Here is a 23,855-nt window from a genome sequence, read left to right as displayed (position 1 = left end):
ATGGAAAACAAAGACAAAAAACGAGTGGCCATGCGCATACATGGCCGGGTGCAAGGCGTATTTTTCAGAGCCAGCACCCAAGGCAAAGCACTTGAATTGGGCCTGTACGGTTTCGTGCAGAATGAACCCAACGGCACCGTATACCTGGAGGCCGAAGGAAAACCCGAAGCGCTGAAAGAACTGGAGAAATGGGCGCACCAAGGCCCCGACCGTGCGCGGGTAGAGAAAGTAGAAGTAGAGGAAAAGGAGGGACTGAAGGGGTTTGAGCGGTTTGAGCAGAGGAGGTAGAACTAGTATTGTTTTTATAAATAACTATATTTACTAATATAACTACTGACAAAAATCAATGGCAGAGCGAATATTTGGTCATATACCTAATATTATTGAAGGTGATGTGTTTGAAAACAGAATAGAGCTTTCACATAACAAAGTTCATAGGCCAACACAAGCAGGTATAAGCGGCTCTCAAAAAGAAGGCGCAGACTCTATAGTTCTTTCTGGTGGTTATGAAGATGATCAAGATCTAGGAGATATAATTATTTATACTGGCCATGGTGGCAGAGATCTGAATACAAAGAAGCAGGTAACTCATCAGATTTTATCAGATAAGAACTTAGCCTTAGCCATTAACTGCCAAAACGGTTTGCCTGTTAGAGTAATAAGAGGAGCCAATCATAAATCTATCTTTTCCCCTGAGTTTGGTTATAGGTATGATGGCTTATACAATGTTGTTAACTACTGGAAGATTAAAGGAAAAGCTGGCTATGACGTATGGCTGTTTCGCCTTGAAAAAGCAGAAACTAGTATCCATAAATTTGAAGTAAAAGAAGACTCTCCTAATTACTTAAAGGCAACCAGAACAACAACCACACAACAAAGGATAGACCGCGATTATAATTTAACGATAAGGATTAAGGAAATTTATGATTTCCGTTGTCAGGTTTGTAATACCAAAATCTTTACAAATGCTGGATTTTATGCGGAAGCTGCACACATCAAACCCCTCGGTGAACCCCATAATGGACCTGACACTTTAGACAATTTACTCTGTCTTTGTCCTAACCATCATGTCATGTTTGATTATGGTGGATTTGCGATCGATGAGGACTTCTCATTAATTGATCTGGATGGAAAACTGAATATTAAGCCAGAGCACGAAATAAATAGAGAGTTCGTCAGATATCATAGAGAACACTTTACTATTTAACCTCCCCATGCCCCTCTCCCTCCTCAGCCAAATCCCATACCTCACCCCCGAAGACCTAGCTGCTTTCCTGCCACTGTGGAAGAAGAAGGTGCAGCTGAACCGCTATGATTTTCTGATACGGCAGGGGCAGGTGGAACAGGGGCTATACCTTGTCGCGAGTGGGGCACTGCGCATTTACTACCCGCTGCCTGACGAGGAGATTTGTGTGGGCTTCGGCTACCCGCATACCTTGCTGGTGTCGTTTCCTTCTTTTGTCGATGGCAAACCGTCCGACTACTACATTCAGGCCCTCAAAAGAAGTGAGTTGTTAGGTATAAGCAAAACCGATCTGATGCAGTTGATTGAGCAGCGGCCGAACATCAGGCGTTTCTGGTATGAGCAACTCGAGAAGGCGTTGGTTGGCAAGATAGAGCGGGAAGTGGACCTGTTGCTGCCTGAACCGGAGCAACGCCTGAAGCGCGTTATGCAGCGGAGCCCGCACCTGTTCCAGCACATCCCCAAAAAGTACATCGCCTCATACCTGCGCATGTCGCCCGAAACGCTAAGCCGGATCAGGTAGCTGCTTCGTAAATCTTGATGCCCGTCAAGGATTGGGGTTAGGCCAAGCTATACCTTTGGTGCGTACAATCTAAAACGATGAACGCTATGAACACCTTAGAGCAAATCTCCCGCACCGTCGAGAACCAGAAGCACACCGTTATCGCCGCTTTTGTGCCGCTGGAGCTTTCCCTTCTCAACTACAAACCTGCCCCGGATAGCTGGAGCATACTCGAGTGCCTGGAGCATCTGAACCGCTACAGCCGCTACTACAACCAGGTTCTGGCGAAGGCTATCAACGCTAATACAGGTAGTGAACACGAGCAAAAGATCAGCTATACCTGGCTTGGCAAAAAGTCGCTGGACATGGTGCGGCCGGACAATGGCAAAAAGAGCAAAACCGTGCGGCACATGAATCCCAACAACAGTCAACTGAGCCACCAGACGCTGGAGGAGTTCCTGGACCACCAGACTGAATTGCTGCAACTTCTCGACAAAGCCAAAGACGCCAACCTGAACAAAAAGGCTATACCTGTGGAGTTCTTCAAGCTGTTGAAGCTGCGCATCGGGGAGACGCTGGAGTTTGTGGCACTGCACCAGGAGCGGCATCTACAGCAGGCCCTGAAAGTAAAAAAACAGCTACCCGTTACCCAGGCAGCTGCTTAAATTATTGTCAATAAGCTTTACGAAAGTCTACAGCGAGTTGTAGTAAGCCACGAGTTTGGCCATGTCGTTGTCGTCGCGCAGGTTCAGCGCATTCGACTTGATGTACGTTTCCAGGTAATCTTTCTTGTCAGGTATAGCAGCCAGCAGGGAATTTTTCGATTTCTTCACTTTTACCGCCTTGTCGCCCACGGCAATGTAGTAGTCTTCGCTTTCCTGCACCTCTCTATCGATGGTAGCCGAGCTGTAGTTCTTGCGGTCAAAGATCTTTTTGGAAGTATGCTTCAAAAGCGCCACCTGCCCGTCGGCCAGCACTTCCATAAAGGCTTTGGCGGGCACCCCGTCGCCGCTAAACCCTGAACGGAAAGTACGCTCTACCTGCTTGTTGTTTTCGATATACCCGATCTTAAACTCCTGCACCGGCTCCAGCAGCTCCTTCACGTCTCCGTTCTTCGTCTTAAAGATAATAACGTCCTTCACCTGGTCATACATCAGGTCGATGCCCTGGTATACGGTGCCGTTCTTGAGCGTCAGGGAGCCCTTCGCCCACTCCTTGTGCAGGTATGGCGAGCCTGTCATCGTGATGGTGTTGTACTCGTGCACCGGACGGGCCTCCATGTTGTTGGTATGCGTGAACTGCGCCACCGCACTTGCACTAAACAGACAAATCACCAGCATAGCCAGACCGAAACGTAAAACAACTGTTTTCATATACCTGAGGGTTTGAGATAATAGATTCGTTTCCAAAGAGATAAACACATCACCAGCATTGTCATACCTGGCCCAGCCGGTTGGCTTTACGGTACTGCCTTGCCAATAAAATAAAGCTAAACAGTGGATGAATATAAGACTTTCTTGTGAGTAATTGCAGTCGGGCTTCCGGAATAATGTGAAGTGTATTCTAAGCTTTTCTTAATGCGGCCAAATTTAACTTTCTTGCGCCCGATTTTGTTCTTACTCAGTCCCTCGGTAAAACGGACTGCCTCATCATGCGCGAAAAAATAGTTAGTTATAGTTTCTTCTTTCTTGGATTGCTTTTGTTCGGCTTTGCCAACGCCATTGCCGTGAAGGTGAAGTACCTGGGCCTGCACCCCTGGGAGGTTCTGAACGTGGCCCTCTTTCAGCACCTGGGCTTTACCATCGGTACCTGGAGCGTGATCGTGGGATTGCTTTTTGTAGTTATTTCGTGGTTCGTTAACCGGAAGTACATCAATGTGGGCACTTTCCTCAATGCGCTGCTCATTGGGCCCTTCATGGACATGTTCCTGTGGCTCGACATTCTGCCGTCGGCTACCAACACCTCGCTCGACTACCTGAACCTGGCCGCTTCCGTTATTATTGGAGGTATAGCCGGTGGACTGTATGTAGCAGGCGGTGTGGGCGCCGGTCCGCGCGACGGGTTTATGCTGGCTTTGTCGGAGCGTTTGAACGCATCTGTTAGCCGCACCCGCATTGTGGTGGAGTGCGCGATTTTAGGTATAGGCTATGTGCTGGGTGGCCCGATCTTCATTGCCACCTTCTTCTATACCTTCATCATGAGCCCGATCTTCCAGGTTACACTCCGTTTCTTCCAGCGGATGCGCAACAACCTGATCGAGGCGAAAGTGACGGCGTAACTCCTCAACTCTTAAACTTCTCTCACTTTCACTTCTTCTTTTTCACCTGTGTGCAAATCGATCTTGTAGAGCTGGTGGCTGTTGGTGCTGGTGACCCAGAGGTGGCCGTTCAGGTATAGCACGTCGTTGGGTTCGTGCAGGCCTGCGGTGAGGGTGCGTACGCGGTGGCGCTCCATGTCGAGCACTTTAATTTTGCCATTGTAGGTATCGGCAATGTACACGTCGCTGTCGATCACCTCCAGCCCGACGCAGTGCTGCAGCAGGGCATCGTCTACGTGGCCGTCCACATCACCAAAATCGAACAATCCCTGGCCCAGCGGGGTGAGTACCATACCTGTTTTAAGGTTGACGGTCCGGATGGCACTGGCTTCGGCGTCGGCCACGTAAAGCACTTCTCCCCGGATGGAGAGACCGCTGGGCTGGTTGAAGGCAGCTTCGTCCAGAAGGCCGTCGGTGAGGGCTTCGCGACCGCTTCCGGCAAAGCGGTATACCTGTTCGGTCTCCAGATCCATGCGCAAAATCTGGTGGTTGCCGGCGCTGGCGATGAACATACTTTTGCCATGTATGAGCAAATCCCAGGGACTATTGGGGTTCACGGGTTCGCTGCGCTTGTCGTCGTGGAAGTAGTATTCGAGTTCACCGGTGCCGGCGCCAGTGCTCACCAGTTGGTGCTGCAGATCTACTTTGCGGATGGCGTTGTTTTTGGCATCGGCTACATAGAGTATAGCATCATGCAAGGCTAGTCCGTGTGGTTCGTTGAAGGTCGCCTCAGCATAGTCGCCATTGTGGAAACCCCTTTCGCCACTGCCGATTACCTCAAGCACCTGGCCCTGCTGGTTTAGCTTCAGAATACGGTTGTGCCCACTGTCAGACAGGTATAGGTTACCTTCGGGGTCGCTGATCAGTTTGGAGGGGAAAGACAGAATAGCCGTCTCAAACTTCTCCGGCTGCACAGGTATAGGCATCTGGTTGAGCTCGTCTTTAAACTCCTCTTTCATGCGCTGGATGTAGGGCCGCACCGTGTCGTAGACACTTTCTCCGGCATGTTGCCCCACCACTTTCCCGTTCGGGTCGATGAGCACGGTCGTTGGCCAGGCTTTTATGCCGTACTGGTTCCAGATGGCGTAGTCGGCATCGTTTACCACCGGGTGCTCTATCCCGAATTTCTGAATGGCCTGCCGGATGGTTTCCGACTGCTTCTCGGCATCAAACTTGGCAGAGTGTATACCGATCACCAACAGCACATCCGCAAATTCTTCTTCCAGCCGGTTCAGGTCCGGCACAATGTGCTGGCAGTTGATGCAGCCAAATGTCCAGAAATCCAGCAACACGATCTTGCCTCTGAAGTCTTTGATAGACCAGTTCCGGTCGGTGTTGAGCCAGCCGTGCGGGGTGTTGATCTCTGGTGCATTGACGCGTCCGGTGAGCATTTGCTTTTGGTTTAGTGTGGATTATCTCGTACAGGTATAGATCAGGAAAAGTTGTTTGTATAACGTCGGCACGTAGCTTTTGGGTATCTGTGCTATGCCGCCCTGCTATACCTGTGCCTGCAGCTAAAACAGCGCTTATGCCAAGAAGTTATTTTATCGTAAATTTGTGTAAAACTACTGCGGCGCTATGGAGGAAACCTACCTTTCAGACTTCGGAACCATCCTGCTCTTCCTGATCGGGGGAGCAATCTTCGTGGTGATCGGTCTGTTTACCGCCCGACTTATCCGCCCCAGCCGACCTAACCCCGAGAAGCTGACAACTTACGAGTCAGGCGAAGAACCAATTGGCAACTCCTGGATACAGTTCAACCCGCGGTTTTATGTGGTAGCGCTTATTTTCATCATTTTTGATGTGGAGCTCGCCTTCCTGTTTCCGTGGGCCACGGTGTTCGGCCGCCGCGACCTGATCGAAGCTACTAACGGCGTATGGGGCTGGTTTGCCCTGATCGAGATGTTCATCTTTATTAGTGTGCTGGCGCTGGGTCTGGCTTACGCCTGGGTAAAAGGTCACCTCGACTGGATCAAACCGAAGCCGGTGGTGCCGCAAAGCCGCTCCCGTATACCTAATGAGGTATACCAGCGCGTGAACGAGCGGAAGTACGAGGTAAAGAAATAGTTTTTGGCAGAGGTTCTCTATTGTGGACCTTATGACAAAAGACTATTTGACAAAGGACAAAAAGTATGACGGAAGGTATAGCCAGGAGCTAGCTTTAGGTACCTTCCTACACAATATTTAACTGATCATTTAAACTTGAACATTCCACAGGACAAGACGGGAGAAGGCGGTGTGATCATCACCAAACTGGATGACCTGCTCAACTGGGCGCGACTGACCTCGCTGTTCCCGATGGGTTTTGGTCTGGCCTGCTGCGCGATCGAGATGATGGGGGCTTATGCTTCCGGTTACGACCTCGATCGCTTCGGCATTATACCGCGCGCCTCGCCTCGTCAGTCGGATGTGATGATTGTGGCCGGTACAGTTACCTTTAAGATGGCCGACCGCGTGCGCCGCCTCTACGAGCAAATGCCGGAGCCACGCTACGTGATCTCGATGGGCAGCTGCTCCAACTGCGGCGGCCCCTACTGGGAGCACGGTTACCATGTGGTGAAGGGCGTGGATCGCATTATACCTGTGGATGTCTACGTACCTGGCTGTCCGCCAAGGCCGGAAGCGCTCATCGGAGGCTTCCTGCGCCTGCAGGAAATTATCCGCCAGGAAACCATTCGGGAGCCAAGAGCCGTGCAGCAGATCATGGCCAGGAGAATGGGTAATATGGAAGCTAAGAAGGAGGAAACAGGCGTAGCGAATAAGGAGCTAGCAGCAGATGATCAAGCAGGGCCAGAAATGAATGACACGCAACTTCCAACCTCATAAATTCATTCGTCACTAACCATCAATCACTCATCCACTCAATCACTCATTCACTAATTTAAAATGACCTTCGGAGAGATAAAGGACTTTATAGCAGCTCAGTTTGGTGCGGAGGTGATCGTTTCGGAACACACCGACAACCTGCAGCCTTACCTGGTGCTTCAGTCGGAGCGCCTGGCGGAGGTATGCCTCGAGCTGCACGACAATGAAGCCACTTATTTCGACTTTCTCTCCAGCGTGACAGGTATAGACAACGGTCCTGAGGCCGGTACCATGGAGGTGGTGTATAATCTCTACTCTATACCTTACAACCACCACCTGATGCTCAAAGTGATTGTACCGCGCAACAGCACACCAGCAGAGCCTATACCTGCTATACCTACTGTCAGCCACATCTGGCGCACCGCCGACTGGCAGGAGCGCGAGATCTTTGACCTGGTGGGTATCCTCTTCAACGACCACCCCGACATGCGCCGCATCCTCTGCGCCGCCGACTGGGAAGGCCACCCGCTCCGCAAAGACTACAAACTACAAGACTACTACCACGGCATCAAAGTACCCTACGACAACCACAACGAGTACAGCGGATTTCGGGGTGAGCCTGTTAAGTTGACCTCACATGAGGATCCTTTTACTGATAAGCGGGAGAAGCCGGAGGCGTAGAAAGTGATCTAGCCCAGCACCTTCTCAAAGCACACACTGTTCTCCACGCCGGCATACTGCCCATAGTTCGGGATTTGCTGGTAGCCGTTCTTTTTGTAGAGCCTAATGGCTTCCGGCTGCATTTTTCCGGTTTCCAGGATACATTTTTCAAAAGAGATTTCACGTGCCCATACCTCCAGTTCAGCCAGTATGATGGTTGCTATACCTTTATTTCTGCCTTCCGGTGAAACATACATACGCTTTACTTCCATGGTGCCCGGCTCAAATTCCTTTATCGCGCCGCAGCCCAGGGGCTCTTCGTCTTCATAAGCCAGCACCACATGCTTTATCTTGTCGATCTTGTTGTACTGCGCATAAAAAGCGTGCTCTTCCCCATCCCGGATAGCCAGATCTGCATCGAGCAGTTTTACAAGCGCTACAAAGTCAGGATCGTTCGAATCGGTTCTTTTCAGGTATAGCATGGGTTATTGTGGCAATCAAATCTTAACGAGCTCCACCCTTCTGTTCTGCGCTTTGCCCTCTTCCGTGCTATTGTCGGCGATGGGGTTTTCCTGCCCGAATCCTTTTGATGTTAAGCGGTCGGGGGCTATACCGGCTCCCGATACTTCAGCTTTGACAGCTGAGGCTCTGCTTTCGGACAGGTTTTGGTTGTGCTCCTTGTTTCCTGAATTATCAGTATAGCCGTTTATCGCAATTCTGAGCGCGGGGTCTTCTTTCAGCACTTTTACAATTTCGCTTACCACTTCCATTCCGTCAGGTTTTAGAGTGGCTTTATCGGTGTCGAAGTTGATATGCAGAACAATTTTGCCATTCTCCAAAAGGTCTTGCTTGATCTTTTCAGAAGTTATTTTGGTGATGGTCTGCTCAAATGGCTTTTCCTGCACAATCTGGATAGAGGTAGAGCTTGGCATTCCTTTACCCATTGCGATGTAAACATTGCCGTCGTTGCGTCTGATCACATAAGTGACAATCGGATTGTTCCAGATGTCTATACTGCCATTGTCTCCTGCATAAGTACATAGGTTTTTGTAAGTATCTTTTCGCTCTCCCTCCAGCTTTCCTTCAAACACCTTCACGCCGCCGGCTTTGATGATGGCATCTTCAAAACTCTTCTCCAGGAAACGTCCGCTCACTCTCGTCTCACTTTTACGGTCCGGATGTACGTGCGCTCTGAGTGTTTTGCCCTCTACTTCATAGACGCTTTCCGGGGTGACAAACACGATGAAATCAAAATCGATTACTTTAGCATTGTTGATGTACTCAGCACCCTGTGGAGCTGTGAAAAACGGAAAATCGCCTATATCTTCCGACGAAACAGGTATAGCACTGATATCAAATGCCGGATTTTCTGCAGGCTGATTGGCTACAGCTGGGTTTTCTGCCGCAACGTTTTCTTCGAGAGCAAGCACGGTTTCTTGTTGCGAAGCCTGGTTGGTTTCACCATTTTCATTGTTACAGGCAAGCAACAATGGCATTGATAATAGTGCGATAAATGTCTTTTTCATTTCTGTTTTATTTAGGGTGTACAATGTCGCGTTATACCTGCTTCGTTTAACTGTGTTTCTTTACGATCGCATTCACGATATTTTGCTTAAAGTCTTTGCTCTCCACAAATGCCTTCTCAAAATCGCGGAAGTCTTTTTCAGGTATGCCTTGTTGCAGCGCTGCCTGTTTCCAATGTTCCAGCGTCAGGGTTTCGGATTTAGATGCGCGTAGCAACGATTTTATTACACCGTTCATTTTCTCGCGCCCGAATGTATCCTCAAAGCACTTTAACATTAGTGGCGCCAGCACATACCGGTAAGTGTTGTCAATGTCTTCGCGCTGCTTCACTTCATTTAAGGGAGTAAACGTTTTGCCTTCTAGCTGCTTGGCCTGCTTGAGTAGCGTTTGATTCAGGAAGTCCTGCCCAACTATATCTTCAGCTACGTTATAGGACAGGTACTCGGCAAAAGACTCTAACCAAAACCAGCTTAACTTACCAGAAAACACATTGTTACCAAAGTAGTTGTGCCCAAACTCGTGGCCATAGTACTTGTAGATGTTATCCGGAAATTTATTCTCCTTCGTGATCAGGTCTTCGAAGTTAAGCCCGGTAAAAGCAAAACTAGGATAGGTGTTAAATCCCCAGCTGCTGCCCTTGGGCCGCTCGTTCACGGGACTGTGGTTTATCAGGTAAATATTGTCCGTAAAATCAAGTTGTAGGTTAGCGGCCAGCACCGCTTTTATCTTTCCGATATTATTGAATATTTTTTCTGCCGTTTGCTGGCTGATGTCAGCGTTCAGGATGTAGTCGCCACCATTGTGCAGAAAGTTATAGTTGCCGGCGAAAAGCAGCAAGGGATAAGCTTTGGTTGAAGTGAAACGTGCTTTTTGCTTTTCCTGCGGGGCGCTACCGTTTATAAAAATTGAAGAGCCGTCTTTTATACTAATAGTGAGGTCGTAGGTATAGTCATGCAGCAATCTGTCATTGGCAGCGTCATAAATGACCGGGTACCATTTGGTTTGCTCAGTAGCCCGCACAGTCTGACCATTAAATGCAATTATACCTTTGTAGTCAAAAACATTCAGGTCGTTTTTGGCATATACCGGAAAAGCACCTTTGTACTCAACCTTAAAAGCCGAAGGTAGTGCCACGGTATCGTTAGCTGCATTTGTAAAGGCATAAGCAATGGCCTCACCGTTAGTATTGCCACCAAAGTGCCCGGCATAGTCCATCAGTTTGTCCTCACTGTCTTTAAAATACTTCACATTCATGCCCTTGTTAAGCAAGATGCTATACTTTTCCAGCGCGGGAACATTAGTCAACGTAAAGCGGCAGTTAATCAAACCTGTTTTCATCTCTATTTCTATATGTCCTTTGAGATGAGGCTGTGCTAGAAGGGGAGCTATTAAAATAAACAGGAAAGCTGTCGTAAATGCTATACTGCGGTACAATTTCATAGTTAATATACTTGCTGGTTAAGTTGTTGTAATGCTGTTCGCGAGAAAAAGTCATGCTTTGGATTGATGCTAATTCCTTGACGAGTTTAAGGGCCAAGAATAGGCATAGTGTGAGATTATAGAGCAAAGCGTGCCACCTGTTTTAACCCTATATAGCTCGTACCCGGAGTTTTATCTGTACTCAATTGCTCTTTTCTTTCTCCCCGAGCATGTACTTTAATGACTCGACTCTGGCACTGTGTCGAGGAGCGTGCACTTCATAATAAGCCATATTATGGCTGAAGGGGCTTAAATAAGTAAGAATTCATTCCGATTGTAAATTCAGGTTGTTCTGGGGCGGAGTAGTCGGTAATAGGTTCTGTCCGGAGTGTATTTGTGTTTAAAGCAGTGATCTTCCAGCTATTGATAAAGACCTTTGTCTCGGTCCTTTCATTACCTACATACAGCGTATCTACTGGCCCATGGAAATCAATGATGTCTTTATCGATAGAATAACTTCCATACAGGGTGTCTAACTTCACCGGGTCCGGAAGTTCTGAAACCCCGCCATAATCCAATATTATTTCATAGGTATTATCAGTCCGGAATTTTATCCTGTGGAATTGCTTAAGATTTCCGTAATAAACGTTGTCAACTATACCTGTTACTTGCTCCCACTCCTGTTCCGTGAGGGTTTCTTTGTAATCGATGCTCTCCTCTTTTTCGCAGGAAGTGAATAGAAAGAGTAAGACGATTGGAAGCAGGTTTCTTTTCATAGTTTCTATTTATTGCACGCACTGCAACGATTTTATGAACGGAATAAACAGCCGGGTTTTATCAATTTTAACAGATAACCCGAACAGGACAACCGAATATACTATATATTCATTAAACTATATATTTCTTTCTCAAATATTTCTATCTCACAAACCCCTCCATAATTCCCCATTTTTCCGAACTTTGCTCAACTCATATTAAACTCATAACTAAATCTCCCTTGTCTACCACGCACAAAGAATACCTGCTGCAGTCGGAGCCGAACAAGTTCAGCCTGGAACACCTGCGGGCGGGCGAGATGATCGTGAACATGGGGCCGCAACACCCGAGTACGCACGGTGTACTGCGCCTGGAAGTGGTCACAGACGGGGAGATCATAACTGAAGTGGCGCCGCACATCGGCTACCTGCACCGCTGTTTCGAGAAGCATGCCGAGAGCATGGCCTATAACCAGACTATTCCCTACGTGGACCGCATGGACTACCTGGCTGCCATGAACTCGGAGCATGTGTGGTGTATGGGCGTGGAGAAGCTGCTAGGTATAACCGATCAGATTCCGAAGCGGGTGGAGTATATACGGGTGCTCGTGACGGAACTTAACCGACTGGCTTCGCATTTCCTGGCTATCGGTACGTACGCCATCGACATCGGGGCTTTCACGCCTTTTCTGTGGCTGCTGCGCGACCGCGAGCACATCCAGCGCCTGCTCGAGTGGACGAGCGGCGCCCGTATGCTGTATAACTATATCTGGGTGGGTGGTTTGTACTACGACCTGCCCATCGGTTTCGAGGAACGCTGCCGGGAGTTTATCCATTACCTGAAGCCCAAGCTCGACGAACTCGACATCATCCTGCTCAACAACAAAATATTCATCGACCGCACGGCCAATGTGGGTATACTGCCGCTGGATGTGGCCATCAATTACGGCTGCTCCGGCCCGATGCTGCGTGGTTCCGGCCTACGCCACGACCTGCGTCGCGTTGATGGGTATAGCGTATACCCGGAGCTGGAATTTGATGTGCCGATCGGCGAAGGTATGATGGGCAGCACCGGTGATTGCTGGGACCGCAACTATGTGCGGGCGCTCGAATGCCGTGAGTCTGTTAAAATTATCAGCCAATGCCTCGATAAGCTGATAGGTGAGCACAAGCGCACCCCCGACTTCGATCCGCAGGCGGCCTGCCCTAAAAAGATGCGCATGACCGGCACGCGGGAACTCTACTTCCGGGGCGAAACGCCACGTGGCGAGCTGGGTTACTTCTTCCGCACCACCGACCGTAGCGATGTGCCTTTCCGCTGCCATGGCCGCGCGCCCAGTTTTGTGAACCTCTCCGTACTGCCCGAAATCAGCCGTGGCTGCATGGTAGCCGACCTCATTGCCATTGTAGGCTCCGTGGATATCGTGCTGGGCGAAGTAGACCGTTAAACCCCTTGCCACTTCTGGCTGGCAGTGTTAAGGACAATACATTGTGGCTTCCTTTCAAAACTCATGGCAATAGTAGACGTTAAAAATCACTGATGTGCTTTTTGTTGCACTCCGAGAATCACACGAATTTCTGTAGCATGCATATGAGATTGAACCAGCTATTCACCATACATCTCCTTTGGCTTAGTATACTTTTTGCACCTGCCACAGCCATGGCACAGGTGCAGAAGCCTCCGCAGCAGAAGCCGAAAACAGATACGCTAAGGTCTGTAAGTGATGATTTTTTCACACTTCCTGCCGACACCATACTTCCCGGTCAGAAACACCCTTTTACAGAGTCGCAACGACGGGAGGGCGACAACAAACGCTACCTCAAGCGGGCCGTTATGCCTGCTGCCGTGCTTATTGGTGCCGGCGTTTACACCATGGGGGGACACGGTATCCTGAACAGCGATGATGTTTTTAACTACCGCCACAGGGTATTCCCTAAGTTTGCAACCAATGCCGATGACTTCGCCATGCTGGCACCGCTTGTTGGCTTGTATGGGTTCAACATCATATCGTCTCAGAACAGGCACGAACTCGGACGCCAGACCTTGCTGCTCCTTTCATCCGGAGCACTCGCATCGGCTATTGTCTGGCCTACCAAAAAACTGACAGACAGAGACCGTCCGAATGGCAAGCCTTATGCCTTCCCTTCTGGCCACACGGCCTATGCGTTCACCATCGCTACTTTCATGGACAAAGAGTTCCGGCACAAGAGTCCCTGGGTAAGTGTGGTGAGCTATGGTATAGCCGGCGGAACCGGTGTGCTGCGGGTGCTAAACGATGCGCATTGGCTTTCTGATGTGCTGGCCGGCGCTGGCGTAGGTATACTATCCGTGAACACTGTCTACTGGATACATGCCAAGCTCACCCATGGAGGCGGTTTGAACACGGCCATGTACCCGGTTGTGTTGCCCAACGGACAGATGGGTATGGCGATGTCATATACCTTTTAATTCCCAGTAATTTCAAACAAGGTATAGCCTGGCGCTTTCTGCTCTGAGAGCAGGCGCCGATTCTTTTTATATCTTTACCACATGCCCATACGCCGTCTGCTTTTATGCTTATACCTATACCTGCAGGTGAGCCTTGCTACCGCACAGGTATACCAGGTGCAGGGCACGGTGCGGGATGCCAACACTCGTGAAAAATTGCCTTTCGTGAGCATCGTGGTGAATGACGGCGAAACAGGCGCGACTTCCAACCTGGAGGGACGGTACCAGATCAGGTACCATCGCCCGATCACCAATCTGCGTTTCAGCTACGTGGGCTATACCCCGCAAACCATCCCGGTCGATTCGCTTTCGCAATTTAACATCGCCTTACATCCTTCGGCAGCCCAGCTACGGGAAGTCGTGATTCGATCCGGCATCAATCCGGCGCACCGCATCATCCAACTGGCTACCCAGAACCGTGATCGGCACCGCCTCGAAAACATCCCGGCTTATACCTACCGCACTTACAACAAATTCATCCTGACGGCCAACGCCCCCGATGACCTCGACCTGAGCGATACCCTGCGGCTTTCTGAGGAAGACTCCTCGACATGGCGCATGCACAACCTGCTGGCCAAACAGCACCTCTTCCTGATGGAGAGCATTACCGACTTTGCACAGCTGGGCAGCAATCTTTCAAAAGAAATCATCCTGGCAACCCGGGTATCGGGGCTGCAGCAGCCTAGCTTTGGAGTGGTAGCCGCAGAGGCGCGGATGTTTTCGGTGTACGACGACATGCCGGTGTTCTTTGGGAAGCGCTACCTGAGCCCACTGAGCAACGGCAGCATCAGGCGCTATGACTTTGTGCTACAGGAAACAGCTGTAGTGGGAGCAGACACGGTCTTTATCATCTCGTATGCGCCGCAGCCCGGCAAGAATTTCAATGGCCTGAAAGGACTGCTTTACATCAACAGTGATGGCTGGGCCGTGCAGAACGTAGTGGCTGAGTCGCATGCCGATGACAAGCGCGGCTTGAAGTTGCAGCAGCAGTTTGTAAAAGTCGATAATCAACAGTGGTTTCCTGCGGAGCTGGATGTGGAGATAACCGTGCAACAGATCTACATGCGGGGCCACCAACCCTACGCACACATCCGCACCTACATCACCAATGTCAACCTGAACCCACCGCTCCGGCGAAGCGATTTTGGGGTAATTGCGCTGGAGCAGCGGCCGGATGCCTGGCGACAACCGGAGCAACTCTGGCAACAATACCGTCACGATTCCCTGTCACTGAAAGAGCAGACCACCTACCAACGCCTCGACAGCGTAGGTCAGGCGCAAAAACTCGACCGCACCATCCGCACCATGGAGTACCTCATGGCAAAACAGCTGCCCATTGGCCCCATCAGCCTGGATCTGAACCGGTTAATTAAGGTGAGCCGCTTTGAGGGAATGCGTTTAGGTATAGGCGCTCATACCAACAACCTCCTTTCGGAGCGCTTTACTGTTGGTGGCTACTGGGGCTATGGCCTACGTGATAAGGAACATAAATACGGAGCTGATGCTGCCGTTAAACTACACAAGCCATCTGAACTCACCATTTCGGCGGCTTATGCCGAAGACGTGGAAGAACCGGGTGGTCGTCGGCTACCTTTCAGGGAGCGGAGCCTGCTCAGCGATCTGCGTCCTGCTTTGTTGCCCAACCTGGACTATACCACCCAGCGAAGTGCCTGGCTGAGCGGGCGGATGCTGCGTTACGTGCAGTGGCAGGCAGGTATACGGCAGGAACAGCGCCGCCCAACGCTGTCGCTTTTCACGCCCGAGCCAGGTATAGGTATGCCGGAGTTCAACCTGGTTGAAGCCACGGCAGGTCTTCGCTTTGCCTATGGCGAGCAATATATGCAGCTCTTCAACCGCATGCTGCCCATGCCGGGCCGCTACCCTGTGCTCTGGCTCCAGTACAGCAAGGGCATTGATGCCCTGGAAAGCGACGGCTATACCTACAACAAGTTCGATCTGCGTGCTGAAGGGTCTTTTAGGCAGCGCAGCCTCGGCGAGACCCGCTTTGTGTTGGCAGGCGGCTTGGTGCAAGGCGATGCGCCTTTCGTGAGTCTTTACAATGGCTACGGTAGCTACAGCTCCAATTATAAGGTATATGCCGGCGAGGGTTTTGAAACGATGCGTCCTTATGAGTTCTTCTCTGATCGGTACGTGGCTCTGTTCCTCCGCCAGGACCTGGGCAAGCGCCTGCTCAACACCAAACTCTTTAAACCCGACCTGGTCCTCGTACAAAACATGGGCATCGGTGACCTGCGCCAGCCTATACCTGAGCTACAGCCCCTGGAGTACAATAACATGCGCAAAGGCTTTTTTGAGTCCGGATTGATGCTCAACAACGTCATCAGCTCTGCCTTTTCGGGCGTTGGGGTGGGTGCCTTTTACCGCTACGGCCCTTATGCCCTGCCACGAGCAAAGGATAATCTCAAAATCAAGCTGACGGCCACACTGGCGTTTTAATTGTACGGGCTTCGTGAGAGCAAACTGTTCCCTTTTCTATACCTGTTACTGCTATACTTTGTAAAGACGTTCCGCTAAGTGCAGGCCTGGAAAATGCGCACAACCATCTCCAGTTAAAGAAGTATAAAATTAACGTATGAAAATCCTATCCGCTCAACAAACCCGTGAAGCTGACGCACAGACCATCAGCGAGGAAGGCATTGCTTCAGACGAATTGATGGAACGAGCGGCACGGGCCTTTACAGGTTGGTTTGAAAACAAGTTCATGCCGGAGCAACCTGTCTGTATCTTCTGCGGCCCCGGTAACAATGGGGGTGATGGGTTAGTGGTAGCCCGACTCCTGCACCAGCGCCTCTACGATGTGCAGCTATACCTGATTAACGACGGCAATGAGGCGTCTCCGGATTTTCAGATCAACCTGGAGCGACTGCCGCGTGAAGTGCCCCCATACCACATCAGCAATAAAAACGACCTGCCTGCTATACCTGACAAAGCCTGCATAATTGATGCCCTGTTCGGTACCGGCCTCTCCAGACCCGTCACCGGGCTCTATGCCGATGTCATTAACTGGCTAAATGAGCACAGCAGCTGTACCGTCGCTATTGATACCCCTTCGGGTTTGTACACGGACAAACAGACGCCTGCCGAGGGCGCCATCGTGCAGGCAGATCATACGGTGAGCTTCGAGTTACCTAAGCTTGCTTTTTTTCTTCCCCAGCATGCACAGTATGTAGGCGACTGGCATATCGTCAGTATTGGTCTGAGTCCCGCATACCTTGCGGAGGCTGAATCGAACTTCCATTATGTGGAGCAGAAAGAGATGCAGCAATTGCTAAAGCCGCGCAGCAAATTCTCGCACAAGGGCACCTACGGGCATGCGCTGATGCTTTGCGGAGGCTATGGCAAAATAGGAGCAGCAGTGCTAGCGGCCAGGGCCTGTCTGCGCAGCGGCGTAGGCCTGCTCACCGTACAGGCGCCTGCCATTGGCTATGATGTACTGCAAACTGCCGTGCCGGAGGCCATGCTTATACCTGATAACAACCGCAAGCATTTGTCCAGGCTGCCGGAATCCATGGAGAAGTTTAACGCCATAGGTATAGGACCGGGCATCGGAACAGAACGAATGACCAAAACGCTCTTAGGTCAGCTACTGGCCACTACCGATCTTCCATTGGTCATTGACGCCGACGCCATCAACCTGATTGCCAGCAGCGACAAACTCAAGGCCCAGCTTCCGAAAGGAAAAGTCATCTTCACGCCACATCCCAAAGAGTTTGAACGGCTGGTCTGCAAAAGCAACAACGAATATGAAAGACTGGAGGAAGTGAGGGAGTTCTGCCGGATATACCAATGCTACATGGTGCTCAAAGGAAGTCATTCGGCCATTGCTACGCCCGAAGGAGACATCTACTTCAATACGACCGGCAATGCAGGTATGGCCACAGGCGGAACCGGCGATGTGTTGACCGGCATCCTGACAGGGTTGGTAGCGCAAGGCTATACCTTAAAAGAGGCCTGCCTGCTGGGCGTATACCTGCATGGACTTGCCGGTGATCTGGCCAAAGATACGGTGGGAGAAATTGCCCTGATCGCCTCGGATGAGATTCAGCATCTGCCACAGGCTTTTCAGAAGTTGGGCCGTGCTTAGGTGACGGCCAGGTATACGAACGCAAAATGTACCAGCATGGCACCATCGGCCAGCAGCGCATAATAGATGCGAGGTTTCTCTTCCGACGCATTCCACACGATCAGGCCAGCCACCAGGGCAGCGCTCATCAAACTTATGAGAATGGCTCCTTCTTCCGTCAGCAGCACCAGCAACAGGTATAGCAGCAACAGCCCAAGGGATAGGAAGCGCGTATAGTTTTCGCCTAGCAGCCCGGGGAAGGTGAGGGTGCTGGTGCGGCGGTCGTAGGTATAGTCGCGGATGTCGAACAGCAGGGCCAGTGCCAGAATGAACAGGAAACGCCGCAGCCAGAGCAGCATCACCGGACTGTCTACCTGCACTGCTGCATCGATCAAAGGAAACAGCACCGTTACGGCAGACCACACCAGCGCAATCAAAAAGACCTTCAGCAAAGGCACACTCCGGAAAGGTTTGAAACGGTTTCGCGCAAGCGGTACAGTATATCCTACTGAAATCAGCGCCAGCACCAGCACAAACCAAAGGTTAATCCTAAGCTCATACAGAAAGAACAGGATAACAGCCCCTGTCAAGCTGAGCAAGGCCAACACCGCCAGCTTCCGCTGATGCCGTATGTTCCAGGGCTGTCCGGCCTCGCCGACACGCCAGCCACGCCATGTACGCTGCAAACTGCTGGTGTTATAGGTAAAGAGTGTCGCCAGAAACACAAACCCCGCCATCGGCAGCGATACCTTATTTCCTGTCAGTAAGTACGTTTCTACTGTTAGTCCGAAAGCGCAGAGCGAAATGAACACACTGCTGTAGAGCAAAGCTTCTATACCTGCTCTCAGCCAATTGGCCAGTGGTTGCTGGTGTCTTATCTCGTTGTATTCTCTTTCTAACATCCTTCTCTGCAAGTTCGCAATTCAGGTACGGCTTTCAAACCCCGGCCGACTGTAAATAAAAAAGCCTGACACAGGTTTTACCCCACATCAGGCTTTACAGGAAAAGTAAAGTTTTAGATCGTGCTTTTCGGCTCTGTTTCGATAAAGGTAGCGTCATACAGTCTGATGCTCTCCTTGATGATCTCGTAAGCCTGCTCACGACCCAGGAACTGCTCTACAATTACTTCTTTGTGTTCCAGTTTCTTGTAGTCTTCAAAGAAGCGGCGCATCTCCAGCAAAGTATGCGGAGGCAATTCAGAGATATCGTTGATGTGACGTACCGACATGTCGTTGTTCGCCACGGCGATGATCTTGTCGTCTTCTTCGTTGTTGTCGATCATGCGCATCACACCGATCACTTTCGCATCGATCAGGCACATAGGCACTACATCCAGCGAACAGATTACCAGGATATCGAGCGGATCTTTATCGTCGCAGTAAGTTTTAGGTATAAAGCCATAGTTGGCAGGGTAGTTCACCGATGAGAAAAGTACACGGTCGAGTTTCAGCATGCCGCTCTCTTTGTCCAACTCGTACTTTGCTTTCGAACCCTTCGGAATTTCAATAATGGCAGTAACGACTGCCGGGGCCTCCTCACCGTAGCTCACGCTGTGCCACGGGTTATTCTTTTCTAAATTCTCCATCATATAATCTTTCTTAAAAGTCGTCGAAACCAATTTTTTCGACAGGTATTGTTACTTCATTAATTCTTGCAAGGGGCGCCCCACGCTACCGTTCGGCTCCTGTATGTATAGCCAGGAGGCGATGGTGGGTGCAATATCTGCTACAGCTGTTTCAACAGAGCTTTCGCCCGGCTTCACTTTCCAGCCATACCATACCAGTGGCACGTGCGTGTCGTAGTTGCTGTGCGAGCCGTGCGTGGTTCCTTTCTGCGGTCCGCTGCCATAGCCTTCGAACCAGCCTGGCTGCAGCACCACCACCACATCGCCGGAGCGCTGGGCGTTGTAACCGCTCTGGATGCGCGCCATCAGTCCGCCAGTCGCACCTACACGCTGTACTGCCTCAGCCGGAATGGCTCTGGCCACTCCTTCAAAACGCATCACATAATTGGCCACCGCTTCCTGCACATCTGCTCTCTTCAGCTTTTTGGCCTCAATCGTTTTGTGGTCCAGGTATACCTGCTGGTTGGTATAACGCTCCACCCAACGACCTTTGCCCAACATTTTGTTCAGGTGCAGCTCCAGCGAGTCACGCATTATGCCGGAGTTGGCTGTGCCTGCCGGAATCTTCAGCGACTCCATATAGGTAGGCACATGCGCCGCGCCATGGTCTGCCGTCAGGAAAATCAAAACATTGTCCTTGCCGATTTCCTTCTCCAGCAGATTGATCAGTTCTTCAATCTCACGGTCGAGGCGCAGGTATACATCCTGTACTTCAATAGAGTTGGGTCCGAACGAGTGCCCGGTGTAGTCAGGGGTAGAGTAGCTCAGCGCCAGAAAATCGGTATGCTTTCCTTTACCCAGATTCTCACCGCGCAGGGCTGCTTTGGCAAACTCCGTGGTTATTGTGTTGCCTGCAGGTATAGAGCGGATCAATTCATAATCCTTACCACGTAAGGCAGGGATGTTGTGCGGAAATACCGGTCTTTCTTCGCCTGGCAGGGCACGCTCCCACGGCATATCATCTGCTGTACTTTCGGTATACTGTTCGATCGGAAGGAGTGTGTTCCATACCTCACCCAACAGTTTGTCCGGATGCTTTTGGTTGTTGAACTCCTGTACCCAGTTAGGCAGGTTATTCGCATAATACGTGCTCGTGATCCAGTTTCCGGAAGGAGAATCGAACCAATAGGCACCATTGGCGGTATGGCCGGCTGGCAGAATAGATCCTCTGTCTTTCAGGGCTATACCTATCACCTTCGACTGCATGTTGTTGGAAAGGCGCAGTTCATCTGTGATGGTGGTCGTCAGCAGGTTCCTAGGCGACATCAGGCCGGCATCGGAAGTGCTGCCTACCGTTTTCACGGTCTTATCTTCCACACAGTACACAGACTTGCCCGTGGTGCGATCATACCAGTTATTTCCGATAATACCGTTTAAGGCAGGTACGCTACCGGTATAAACGGATGCGTGGCCTGGTCCGGTATACGTCGGCACGTAGCTGTACTGGTTATTTTTGAAGTTGAAGCCCTGTCTTACCAGTCTTTTAAACCCGCCTTCGCTGTACTTATCCCAGTAGCGGTACAAGAAGTCGTAGCGCATCTGATCCACCACAATGCCTACCACCAGCTTCGGCCGGCCTTCTACACCAATCACTGACTGGTTTACCTGTTGCTCATTTACTACGTTTGGGCTGTTGCCAGTATTAGTAGTAGTACAAGCCTGCACTGCAACTAATACAAATGCTGCAACCAAAGTCTGAAAACCGGATCTAAAACCGCTTAACTTCATGTGTCTGTTGTTGAGTTTCTCAAATATAGGCAACACGCCTCAACTTACCCGCCGGCATACATACCCGTACTCGATGTTTTAACAAAAATATAACACACTGTATTATATCCCCAAAAAAAGAACGCCCACCAGGTGTGATGGGCGTTGCTTTTCTATCTGGTAATTCAATCTATTTTGCAGCAAGCGCCTCTGCTCCACCCACGATCTCGAGAATCTCCTTCGTGATGGCCGCCTGACGCGTCCTGTTGTAGGTAAGTTTCAGTTCTTTCAGCAGTTCGCCGGCGTTTTCTGTCGCTTTGTCCATGGCAGTCATTCGGGCACCGTGCTCGGAAGCATTCGACTCCAGCACCGCTTTGTATACCTGAATCTTAAGCGACTTAGGTATAAGCTCTTCAATGATCTGCTCTTTTGATGGCTCAAAGGTATAGTCAGACACCATGCTGTTGGCAGTTTCCTCCACTGGCTTATCCTCGATTGGCAAAAACTGCTCCGTGCGCACAATCTGCGTAGCCACGTTCTTGAACTCGTTGTAGATAATATCCACCTGATCGAACTCACGGGCTACGAAACCATCCATGGCACGCTCCGCTGCAACGCGAACGGTGTCAAAAGAGAGGTTTGCGAAAGTACCGGTATAGTCACCGATCACTTTATAACCGCGCTTGCTCAAAGCCTCAGCACCTTTACGTCCAATTGTCAGGAAGGTAAGGTTACCGGCCTCATACTGGCTGCGGTATTTGCCCTGTGCCAGTACATTGGCGGCTTTAATGATGTTTGAGTTAAAAGCACCTGCCAGACCACGATCAGATGTTACCGCGATCACAAGTACTCTGTTCGCTTCACGCTTTTCAGAGTATTTGTTCGACACAGAACCCTCTGTCAACTGAGACAGGTTGGCCAGGATGCCACTCAGACGCTGCGCATAAGGGCGCATACGCAGAATGTTGTCCTGAGCACGTCTCAACTTGGCAGCTGCCACCATTTTCATGGCTTTGGTGATCTGCTGAGTAGACGATACAGATGTAATGCGGCCTCTAACCTCTTTTAAACTTGCCATTTTCTATATGTTATGAGCATAAAGTTAGAGACCGCCTTTGTCAGCAGTCTCTAACTCATAACTAAATATTACTTTTTGTAACGGGCAGAAAGCTCTCTGGCTACCTGCTTGATAACACCTGTCGTCTCGTCGTCCAGCTTACCGGCCAACAGAGCGTTCAGGGTGTCCTGGTGCTGAGCACGCATGGTGCGCAGGAAGTCTTTCTCGAAAGTTCTAACTTCGTTCACAGGCACGTTGTCCAACAGACCGTTTGTTGCGCAGTAGATAATAGCTACCTGCTCAGAAACTGATACTGGAGAGAACTGTGGCTGCTTCAGGATCTCGAGGTTACGACGACCACGCTCAATTGTCAGCTTAGTCGCAGCATCCAGGTCAGATCCGAATTTCGCAAACGCTTCCAGTTCACGGAACTGCGCCTGGTCCAGCTTCAACGTACCAGATACTTTCTTCATCGCCTTGATCTGAGCGTTACCACCCACACGCGATACAGAGATACCTACGTTGATCGCAGGACGGATACCAGAGTTGAAAAGGTTCGTCTCCAGGAAGATCTGACCGTCTGTAATCGAAATTACGTTCGTTGGGATATAGGCAGAAACGTCACCAGCCTGCGTCTCGATGATTGGAAGGGCAGTTAAAGAACCGCCACCTTTCACGAGGTGCTTGATAGACTCTGGCAAGTCGTTCATGTTACGAGCGATCTCGTCAGAAGCGTTCACCTTAGCGGCACGCTCCAGAAGGCGAGAGTGCAGGTAGAATACGTCACCAGGATAAGCTTCACGCCCTGGAGGACGACGCAGCAGCAGAGACACTTCACGATAAGCAACTGCCTGCTTGGAAAGGTCGTCATAAACAACCAGTGCAGGACGGCCGGTATCACGGAAGAACTCACCGATAGCAGCACCTGTAAATGGAGCAAAGAACTGCATTGGAGCCGGATCAGAAGCAGAAGCCGAAACAACTACTGTGTAATCCATCGCGCCACCTTCAGTCAATGACTTCACTACCTGGGCTACTGTAGATGCTTTCTGACCTACGGCAACATATATACAGAATACTGGCTGTCCTTTTTCGAAGAACTCGCGCTGGTTCAGGATCGTGTCAATCGCTACGGCAGACTTACCTGTCTGGCGGTCACCGATGATCAGCTCACGCTGGCCACGGCCGATCGGAATCATGGAGTCAATCGCCTTGATACCAGTCTGCATTGGCTCGTTTACCGGCTGACGGAATACCACACCTGGTGCTTTACGCTCCAGTGGCATGTCATACAGTTCACCTGCAACAGGACCTCTACCGTCGATTGGCTGACCCAGTGTGTTTACCACACGGCCGATGATGCCATCACCTACTTTTACAGAGGCAATACGGTTCGTTCTTCTTACAGTGGCGCCTTCTTTGATTTCGCTGTAGTCGCCAAGCATTACGGCACCTACGTTGTCTTCTTCCAGGTTCAGAACAAGCGCCTGAAGTCCGTTCTCAAACTCTAATAGCTCACCAGACTGTGCTTTGGAAAGGCCATAGATACGAGCGACACCGTCACCCACTTGCAGTACTGTACCTACTTCTTCCAATTCTGCCTCAGAACGGAAGCCAGATAGCTGCTCTCTTAGTATGGCTGATACTTCGTCAGGTCTTACTTCTGCCAT

General features: G+C 50.5%; 23 protein-coding genes. 12 read left to right on the top strand and 11 right to left on the bottom strand.

Annotated features, from left to right (window positions below; translation table 11 throughout):
* The 4 genes from L1278_RS05955 to L1278_RS05940 all read left to right on the top strand — a co-directional run bounded on the left by L1278_RS05955 (position 1) and on the right by L1278_RS05940 (position 2,410).
* Positions 1–288: an acylphosphatase gene (locus L1278_RS05955; protein ID WP_253401874.1), complete on the top strand. Its 288-nt coding sequence runs from the start codon at positions 1–3 to the stop codon at positions 286–288.
* Positions 289–346: 58 nt separating this feature from the next.
* Positions 347–1,207 carry a YDG/SRA domain-containing protein gene (locus L1278_RS05950; protein ID WP_253401872.1) on the top strand — a complete coding sequence of 287 codons (861 nt, stop codon included), beginning with the start codon at positions 347–349 and terminating at the stop codon, positions 1,205–1,207.
* A 7-nt stretch (positions 1,208–1,214) separates the two neighbouring features.
* Positions 1,215–1,766: a Crp/Fnr family transcriptional regulator gene (locus L1278_RS05945; protein WP_253401870.1), complete on the top strand. Its 552-nt coding sequence runs from the start codon at positions 1,215–1,217 to the stop codon at positions 1,764–1,766.
* A gap of 86 nt (positions 1,767–1,852) precedes the next feature.
* On the top strand, positions 1,853–2,410 hold the full coding sequence (locus tag L1278_RS05940; RefSeq protein ID WP_253401868.1) for a DinB family protein: 558 nt from the start codon (positions 1,853–1,855) through the stop codon (positions 2,408–2,410).
* Between the two features lie 27 nt (positions 2,411–2,437).
* Here L1278_RS05940 and L1278_RS05935 read toward each other — a convergent pair whose 3' ends face one another.
* Positions 2,438–3,118 (bottom strand): hypothetical protein, encoded by a 681-nt coding sequence (locus L1278_RS05935; RefSeq protein ID WP_253401866.1) that lies wholly within the window; start codon positions 3,116–3,118, stop codon positions 2,438–2,440.
* 278 nt (positions 3,119–3,396) lie between these two features.
* Between L1278_RS05935 and L1278_RS05930 the strand changes: the two genes are divergently transcribed.
* Positions 3,397–4,023, top strand: coding sequence for a YitT family protein (locus tag L1278_RS05930; protein ID WP_253401864.1), 627 nt, complete (start codon positions 3,397–3,399; stop codon positions 4,021–4,023).
* 11 nt (positions 4,024–4,034) lie between these two features.
* Here the strand turns inward: L1278_RS05930 and L1278_RS05925 are convergent, their stop codons facing one another.
* Positions 4,035–5,453, bottom strand: a complete 1,419-nt coding sequence (locus tag L1278_RS05925) for a thioredoxin-like domain-containing protein (protein ID WP_253401862.1) — start codon at positions 5,451–5,453, stop codon at positions 4,035–4,037.
* A gap of 187 nt (positions 5,454–5,640) precedes the next feature.
* On the opposite strand from L1278_RS05925, the gene L1278_RS05920 reads away from it, so the two are divergent.
* The 3 genes from L1278_RS05920 to L1278_RS05910 all read left to right on the top strand — a co-directional run bounded on the left by L1278_RS05920 (position 5,641) and on the right by L1278_RS05910 (position 7,548).
* The gene (locus L1278_RS05920) at positions 5,641–6,129 is read left to right on the top strand and encodes an NADH-quinone oxidoreductase subunit A (protein WP_253401860.1); all 489 of its coding nucleotides are present in this window, start codon (positions 5,641–5,643) and stop codon (positions 6,127–6,129) included.
* A gap of 135 nt (positions 6,130–6,264) precedes the next feature.
* Positions 6,265–6,888 carry an NADH-quinone oxidoreductase subunit NuoB gene (gene nuoB, locus L1278_RS05915; protein ID WP_253401857.1) on the top strand — a complete coding sequence of 208 codons (624 nt, stop codon included), beginning with the start codon at positions 6,265–6,267 and terminating at the stop codon, positions 6,886–6,888.
* Positions 6,889–6,948: 60 nt separating this feature from the next.
* A complete protein-coding gene (locus tag L1278_RS05910; RefSeq protein ID WP_253401855.1) occupies positions 6,949–7,548 on the top strand; it encodes an NADH-quinone oxidoreductase subunit C in 600 nt (199 codons plus the stop codon).
* Positions 7,549–7,556: 8 nt separating this feature from the next.
* Here L1278_RS05910 and L1278_RS05905 read toward each other — a convergent pair whose 3' ends face one another.
* From L1278_RS05905 to L1278_RS05890, 4 genes are all read right to left on the bottom strand, one after another.
* The gene (locus L1278_RS05905; protein ID WP_253401853.1) at positions 7,557–8,009 is read right to left on the bottom strand and encodes a GNAT family N-acetyltransferase; all 453 of its coding nucleotides are present in this window, start codon (positions 8,007–8,009) and stop codon (positions 7,557–7,559) included.
* 15 nt (positions 8,010–8,024) lie between these two features.
* On the bottom strand, positions 8,025–9,053 hold the full coding sequence (locus L1278_RS05900; RefSeq protein ID WP_253401851.1) for an OmpA family protein: 1,029 nt from the start codon (positions 9,051–9,053) through the stop codon (positions 8,025–8,027).
* 46 nt (positions 9,054–9,099) lie between these two features.
* Complete coding sequence (locus tag L1278_RS05895) at positions 9,100–10,389, bottom strand: M1 family aminopeptidase (protein ID WP_253401849.1); 1,290 nt, start codon at positions 10,387–10,389, stop codon at positions 9,100–9,102.
* Between the two features lie 374 nt (positions 10,390–10,763).
* Positions 10,764–11,246, bottom strand: a complete 483-nt coding sequence (locus L1278_RS05890) for a hypothetical protein (protein WP_253401847.1) — start codon at positions 11,244–11,246, stop codon at positions 10,764–10,766.
* A gap of 221 nt (positions 11,247–11,467) precedes the next feature.
* Here L1278_RS05890 and L1278_RS05885 point away from each other — a divergent pair, with 221 nt between their 5' ends.
* From L1278_RS05885 to L1278_RS05870, 4 genes are all read left to right on the top strand, one after another.
* On the top strand, positions 11,468–12,673 hold the full coding sequence (locus L1278_RS05885) for an NADH-quinone oxidoreductase subunit D (RefSeq protein ID WP_253401845.1): 1,206 nt from the start codon (positions 11,468–11,470) through the stop codon (positions 12,671–12,673).
* Between the two features lie 143 nt (positions 12,674–12,816).
* The gene (locus tag L1278_RS05880; protein WP_253401843.1) at positions 12,817–13,674 is read left to right on the top strand and encodes a phosphatase PAP2 family protein; all 858 of its coding nucleotides are present in this window, start codon (positions 12,817–12,819) and stop codon (positions 13,672–13,674) included.
* 81 nt (positions 13,675–13,755) lie between these two features.
* Positions 13,756–16,170 carry a DUF5686 and carboxypeptidase-like regulatory domain-containing protein gene (locus L1278_RS05875; protein ID WP_253401841.1) on the top strand — a complete coding sequence of 805 codons (2,415 nt, stop codon included), beginning with the start codon at positions 13,756–13,758 and terminating at the stop codon, positions 16,168–16,170.
* Positions 16,171–16,306: 136 nt separating this feature from the next.
* A complete protein-coding gene (locus tag L1278_RS05870) occupies positions 16,307–17,818 on the top strand; it encodes an NAD(P)H-hydrate dehydratase (protein WP_253401839.1) in 1,512 nt (503 codons plus the stop codon).
* Here L1278_RS05870 and L1278_RS05865 read toward each other — a convergent pair.
* The 5 genes from L1278_RS05865 to atpA all read right to left on the bottom strand — a co-directional run bounded on the left by L1278_RS05865 (position 17,815) and on the right by atpA (position 23,855).
* Positions 17,815–18,699 (bottom strand): UbiA family prenyltransferase, encoded by an 885-nt coding sequence (locus tag L1278_RS05865; RefSeq protein ID WP_253401837.1) that lies wholly within the window; start codon positions 18,697–18,699, stop codon positions 17,815–17,817. The two genes, L1278_RS05870 and L1278_RS05865, sit on opposite strands and share 4 nt — an antisense overlap.
* Before the next feature lie 113 nt (positions 18,700–18,812).
* Complete coding sequence (locus L1278_RS05860; RefSeq protein ID WP_253401835.1) at positions 18,813–19,385, bottom strand: inorganic diphosphatase; 573 nt, start codon at positions 19,383–19,385, stop codon at positions 18,813–18,815.
* 48 nt (positions 19,386–19,433) lie between these two features.
* Positions 19,434–21,149, bottom strand: a complete 1,716-nt coding sequence (pafA, locus tag L1278_RS05855) for an alkaline phosphatase PafA (RefSeq protein WP_253401833.1) — start codon at positions 21,147–21,149, stop codon at positions 19,434–19,436.
* A 169-nt stretch (positions 21,150–21,318) separates the two neighbouring features.
* Positions 21,319–22,206 carry an ATP synthase F1 subunit gamma gene (gene atpG / locus L1278_RS05850; protein ID WP_253401831.1) on the bottom strand — a complete coding sequence of 296 codons (888 nt, stop codon included), beginning with the start codon at positions 22,204–22,206 and terminating at the stop codon, positions 21,319–21,321.
* Positions 22,207–22,274: 68 nt separating this feature from the next.
* Entirely contained in the window at positions 22,275–23,855 is a 1,581-nt protein-coding gene (gene atpA, locus L1278_RS05845) for a F0F1 ATP synthase subunit alpha (protein WP_253401829.1), read from the bottom strand.

It is taken from the genome of Pontibacter sp. HSC-36F09 (genome assembly GCF_024171605.1).
In the GTDB taxonomy this organism is placed as follows: Bacteria; Bacteroidota; Bacteroidia; order Cytophagales; family Hymenobacteraceae; genus Pontibacter.
Note: the sequence above shows the minus strand (reverse complement) of the source record. Positions and strands in the feature narration are given on the sequence as shown.

What these genes read in the sequence shown, in the direction of transcription:
- L1278_RS05955 (WP_253401874.1), top strand. Translation starts at nt 1, where the DNA reads ATGGAAAACAAAGACAAAAAACGAGTGGCCATGCGCATACATGGCCGG.
- L1278_RS05950 (WP_253401872.1), top strand. Translation starts at nt 347, where the DNA reads ATGGCAGAGCGAATATTTGGTCATATACCTAATATTATTGAAGGTGAT.
- L1278_RS05945 (WP_253401870.1), top strand. Translation starts at nt 1,215, where the DNA reads ATGCCCCTCTCCCTCCTCAGCCAAATCCCATACCTCACCCCCGAAGAC.
- L1278_RS05940 (WP_253401868.1), top strand. Translation starts at nt 1,853, where the DNA reads ATGAACACCTTAGAGCAAATCTCCCGCACCGTCGAGAACCAGAAGCAC.
- L1278_RS05935 (WP_253401866.1), bottom strand. Translation starts at nt 3,118, where the DNA reads ATGAAAACAGTTGTTTTACGTTTCGGTCTGGCTATGCTGGTGATTTGT.
- L1278_RS05930 (WP_253401864.1), top strand. Translation starts at nt 3,397, where the DNA reads ATGCGCGAAAAAATAGTTAGTTATAGTTTCTTCTTTCTTGGATTGCTT.
- L1278_RS05925 (WP_253401862.1), bottom strand. Translation starts at nt 5,453, where the DNA reads ATGCTCACCGGACGCGTCAATGCACCAGAGATCAACACCCCGCACGGC.
- L1278_RS05920 (WP_253401860.1), top strand. Translation starts at nt 5,641, where the DNA reads ATGGAGGAAACCTACCTTTCAGACTTCGGAACCATCCTGCTCTTCCTG.
- L1278_RS05910 (WP_253401855.1), top strand. Translation starts at nt 6,949, where the DNA reads ATGACCTTCGGAGAGATAAAGGACTTTATAGCAGCTCAGTTTGGTGCG.
- L1278_RS05905 (WP_253401853.1), bottom strand. Translation starts at nt 8,009, where the DNA reads ATGCTATACCTGAAAAGAACCGATTCGAACGATCCTGACTTTGTAGCG.
- L1278_RS05900 (WP_253401851.1), bottom strand. Translation starts at nt 9,053, where the DNA reads ATGAAAAAGACATTTATCGCACTATTATCAATGCCATTGTTGCTTGCC.
- L1278_RS05895 (WP_253401849.1), bottom strand. Translation starts at nt 10,389, where the DNA reads ATGAAAACAGGTTTGATTAACTGCCGCTTTACGTTGACTAATGTTCCC.
- L1278_RS05890 (WP_253401847.1), bottom strand. Translation starts at nt 11,246, where the DNA reads ATGAAAAGAAACCTGCTTCCAATCGTCTTACTCTTTCTATTCACTTCC.
- L1278_RS05880 (WP_253401843.1), top strand. Translation starts at nt 12,817, where the DNA reads ATGAGATTGAACCAGCTATTCACCATACATCTCCTTTGGCTTAGTATA.
- L1278_RS05875 (WP_253401841.1), top strand. Translation starts at nt 13,756, where the DNA reads ATGCCCATACGCCGTCTGCTTTTATGCTTATACCTATACCTGCAGGTG.
- L1278_RS05870 (WP_253401839.1), top strand. Translation starts at nt 16,307, where the DNA reads ATGAAAATCCTATCCGCTCAACAAACCCGTGAAGCTGACGCACAGACC.
- L1278_RS05865 (WP_253401837.1), bottom strand. Translation starts at nt 18,699, where the DNA reads ATGTTAGAAAGAGAATACAACGAGATAAGACACCAGCAACCACTGGCC.
- L1278_RS05860 (WP_253401835.1), bottom strand. Translation starts at nt 19,385, where the DNA reads ATGATGGAGAATTTAGAAAAGAATAACCCGTGGCACAGCGTGAGCTAC.
- pafA (WP_253401833.1), bottom strand. Translation starts at nt 21,149, where the DNA reads ATGAAGTTAAGCGGTTTTAGATCCGGTTTTCAGACTTTGGTTGCAGCA.
- atpG (WP_253401831.1), bottom strand. Translation starts at nt 22,206, where the DNA reads ATGGCAAGTTTAAAAGAGGTTAGAGGCCGCATTACATCTGTATCGTCT.
- atpA (WP_253401829.1), bottom strand. Translation starts at nt 23,855, where the DNA reads ATGGCAGAAGTAAGACCTGACGAAGTATCAGCCATACTAAGAGAGCAG.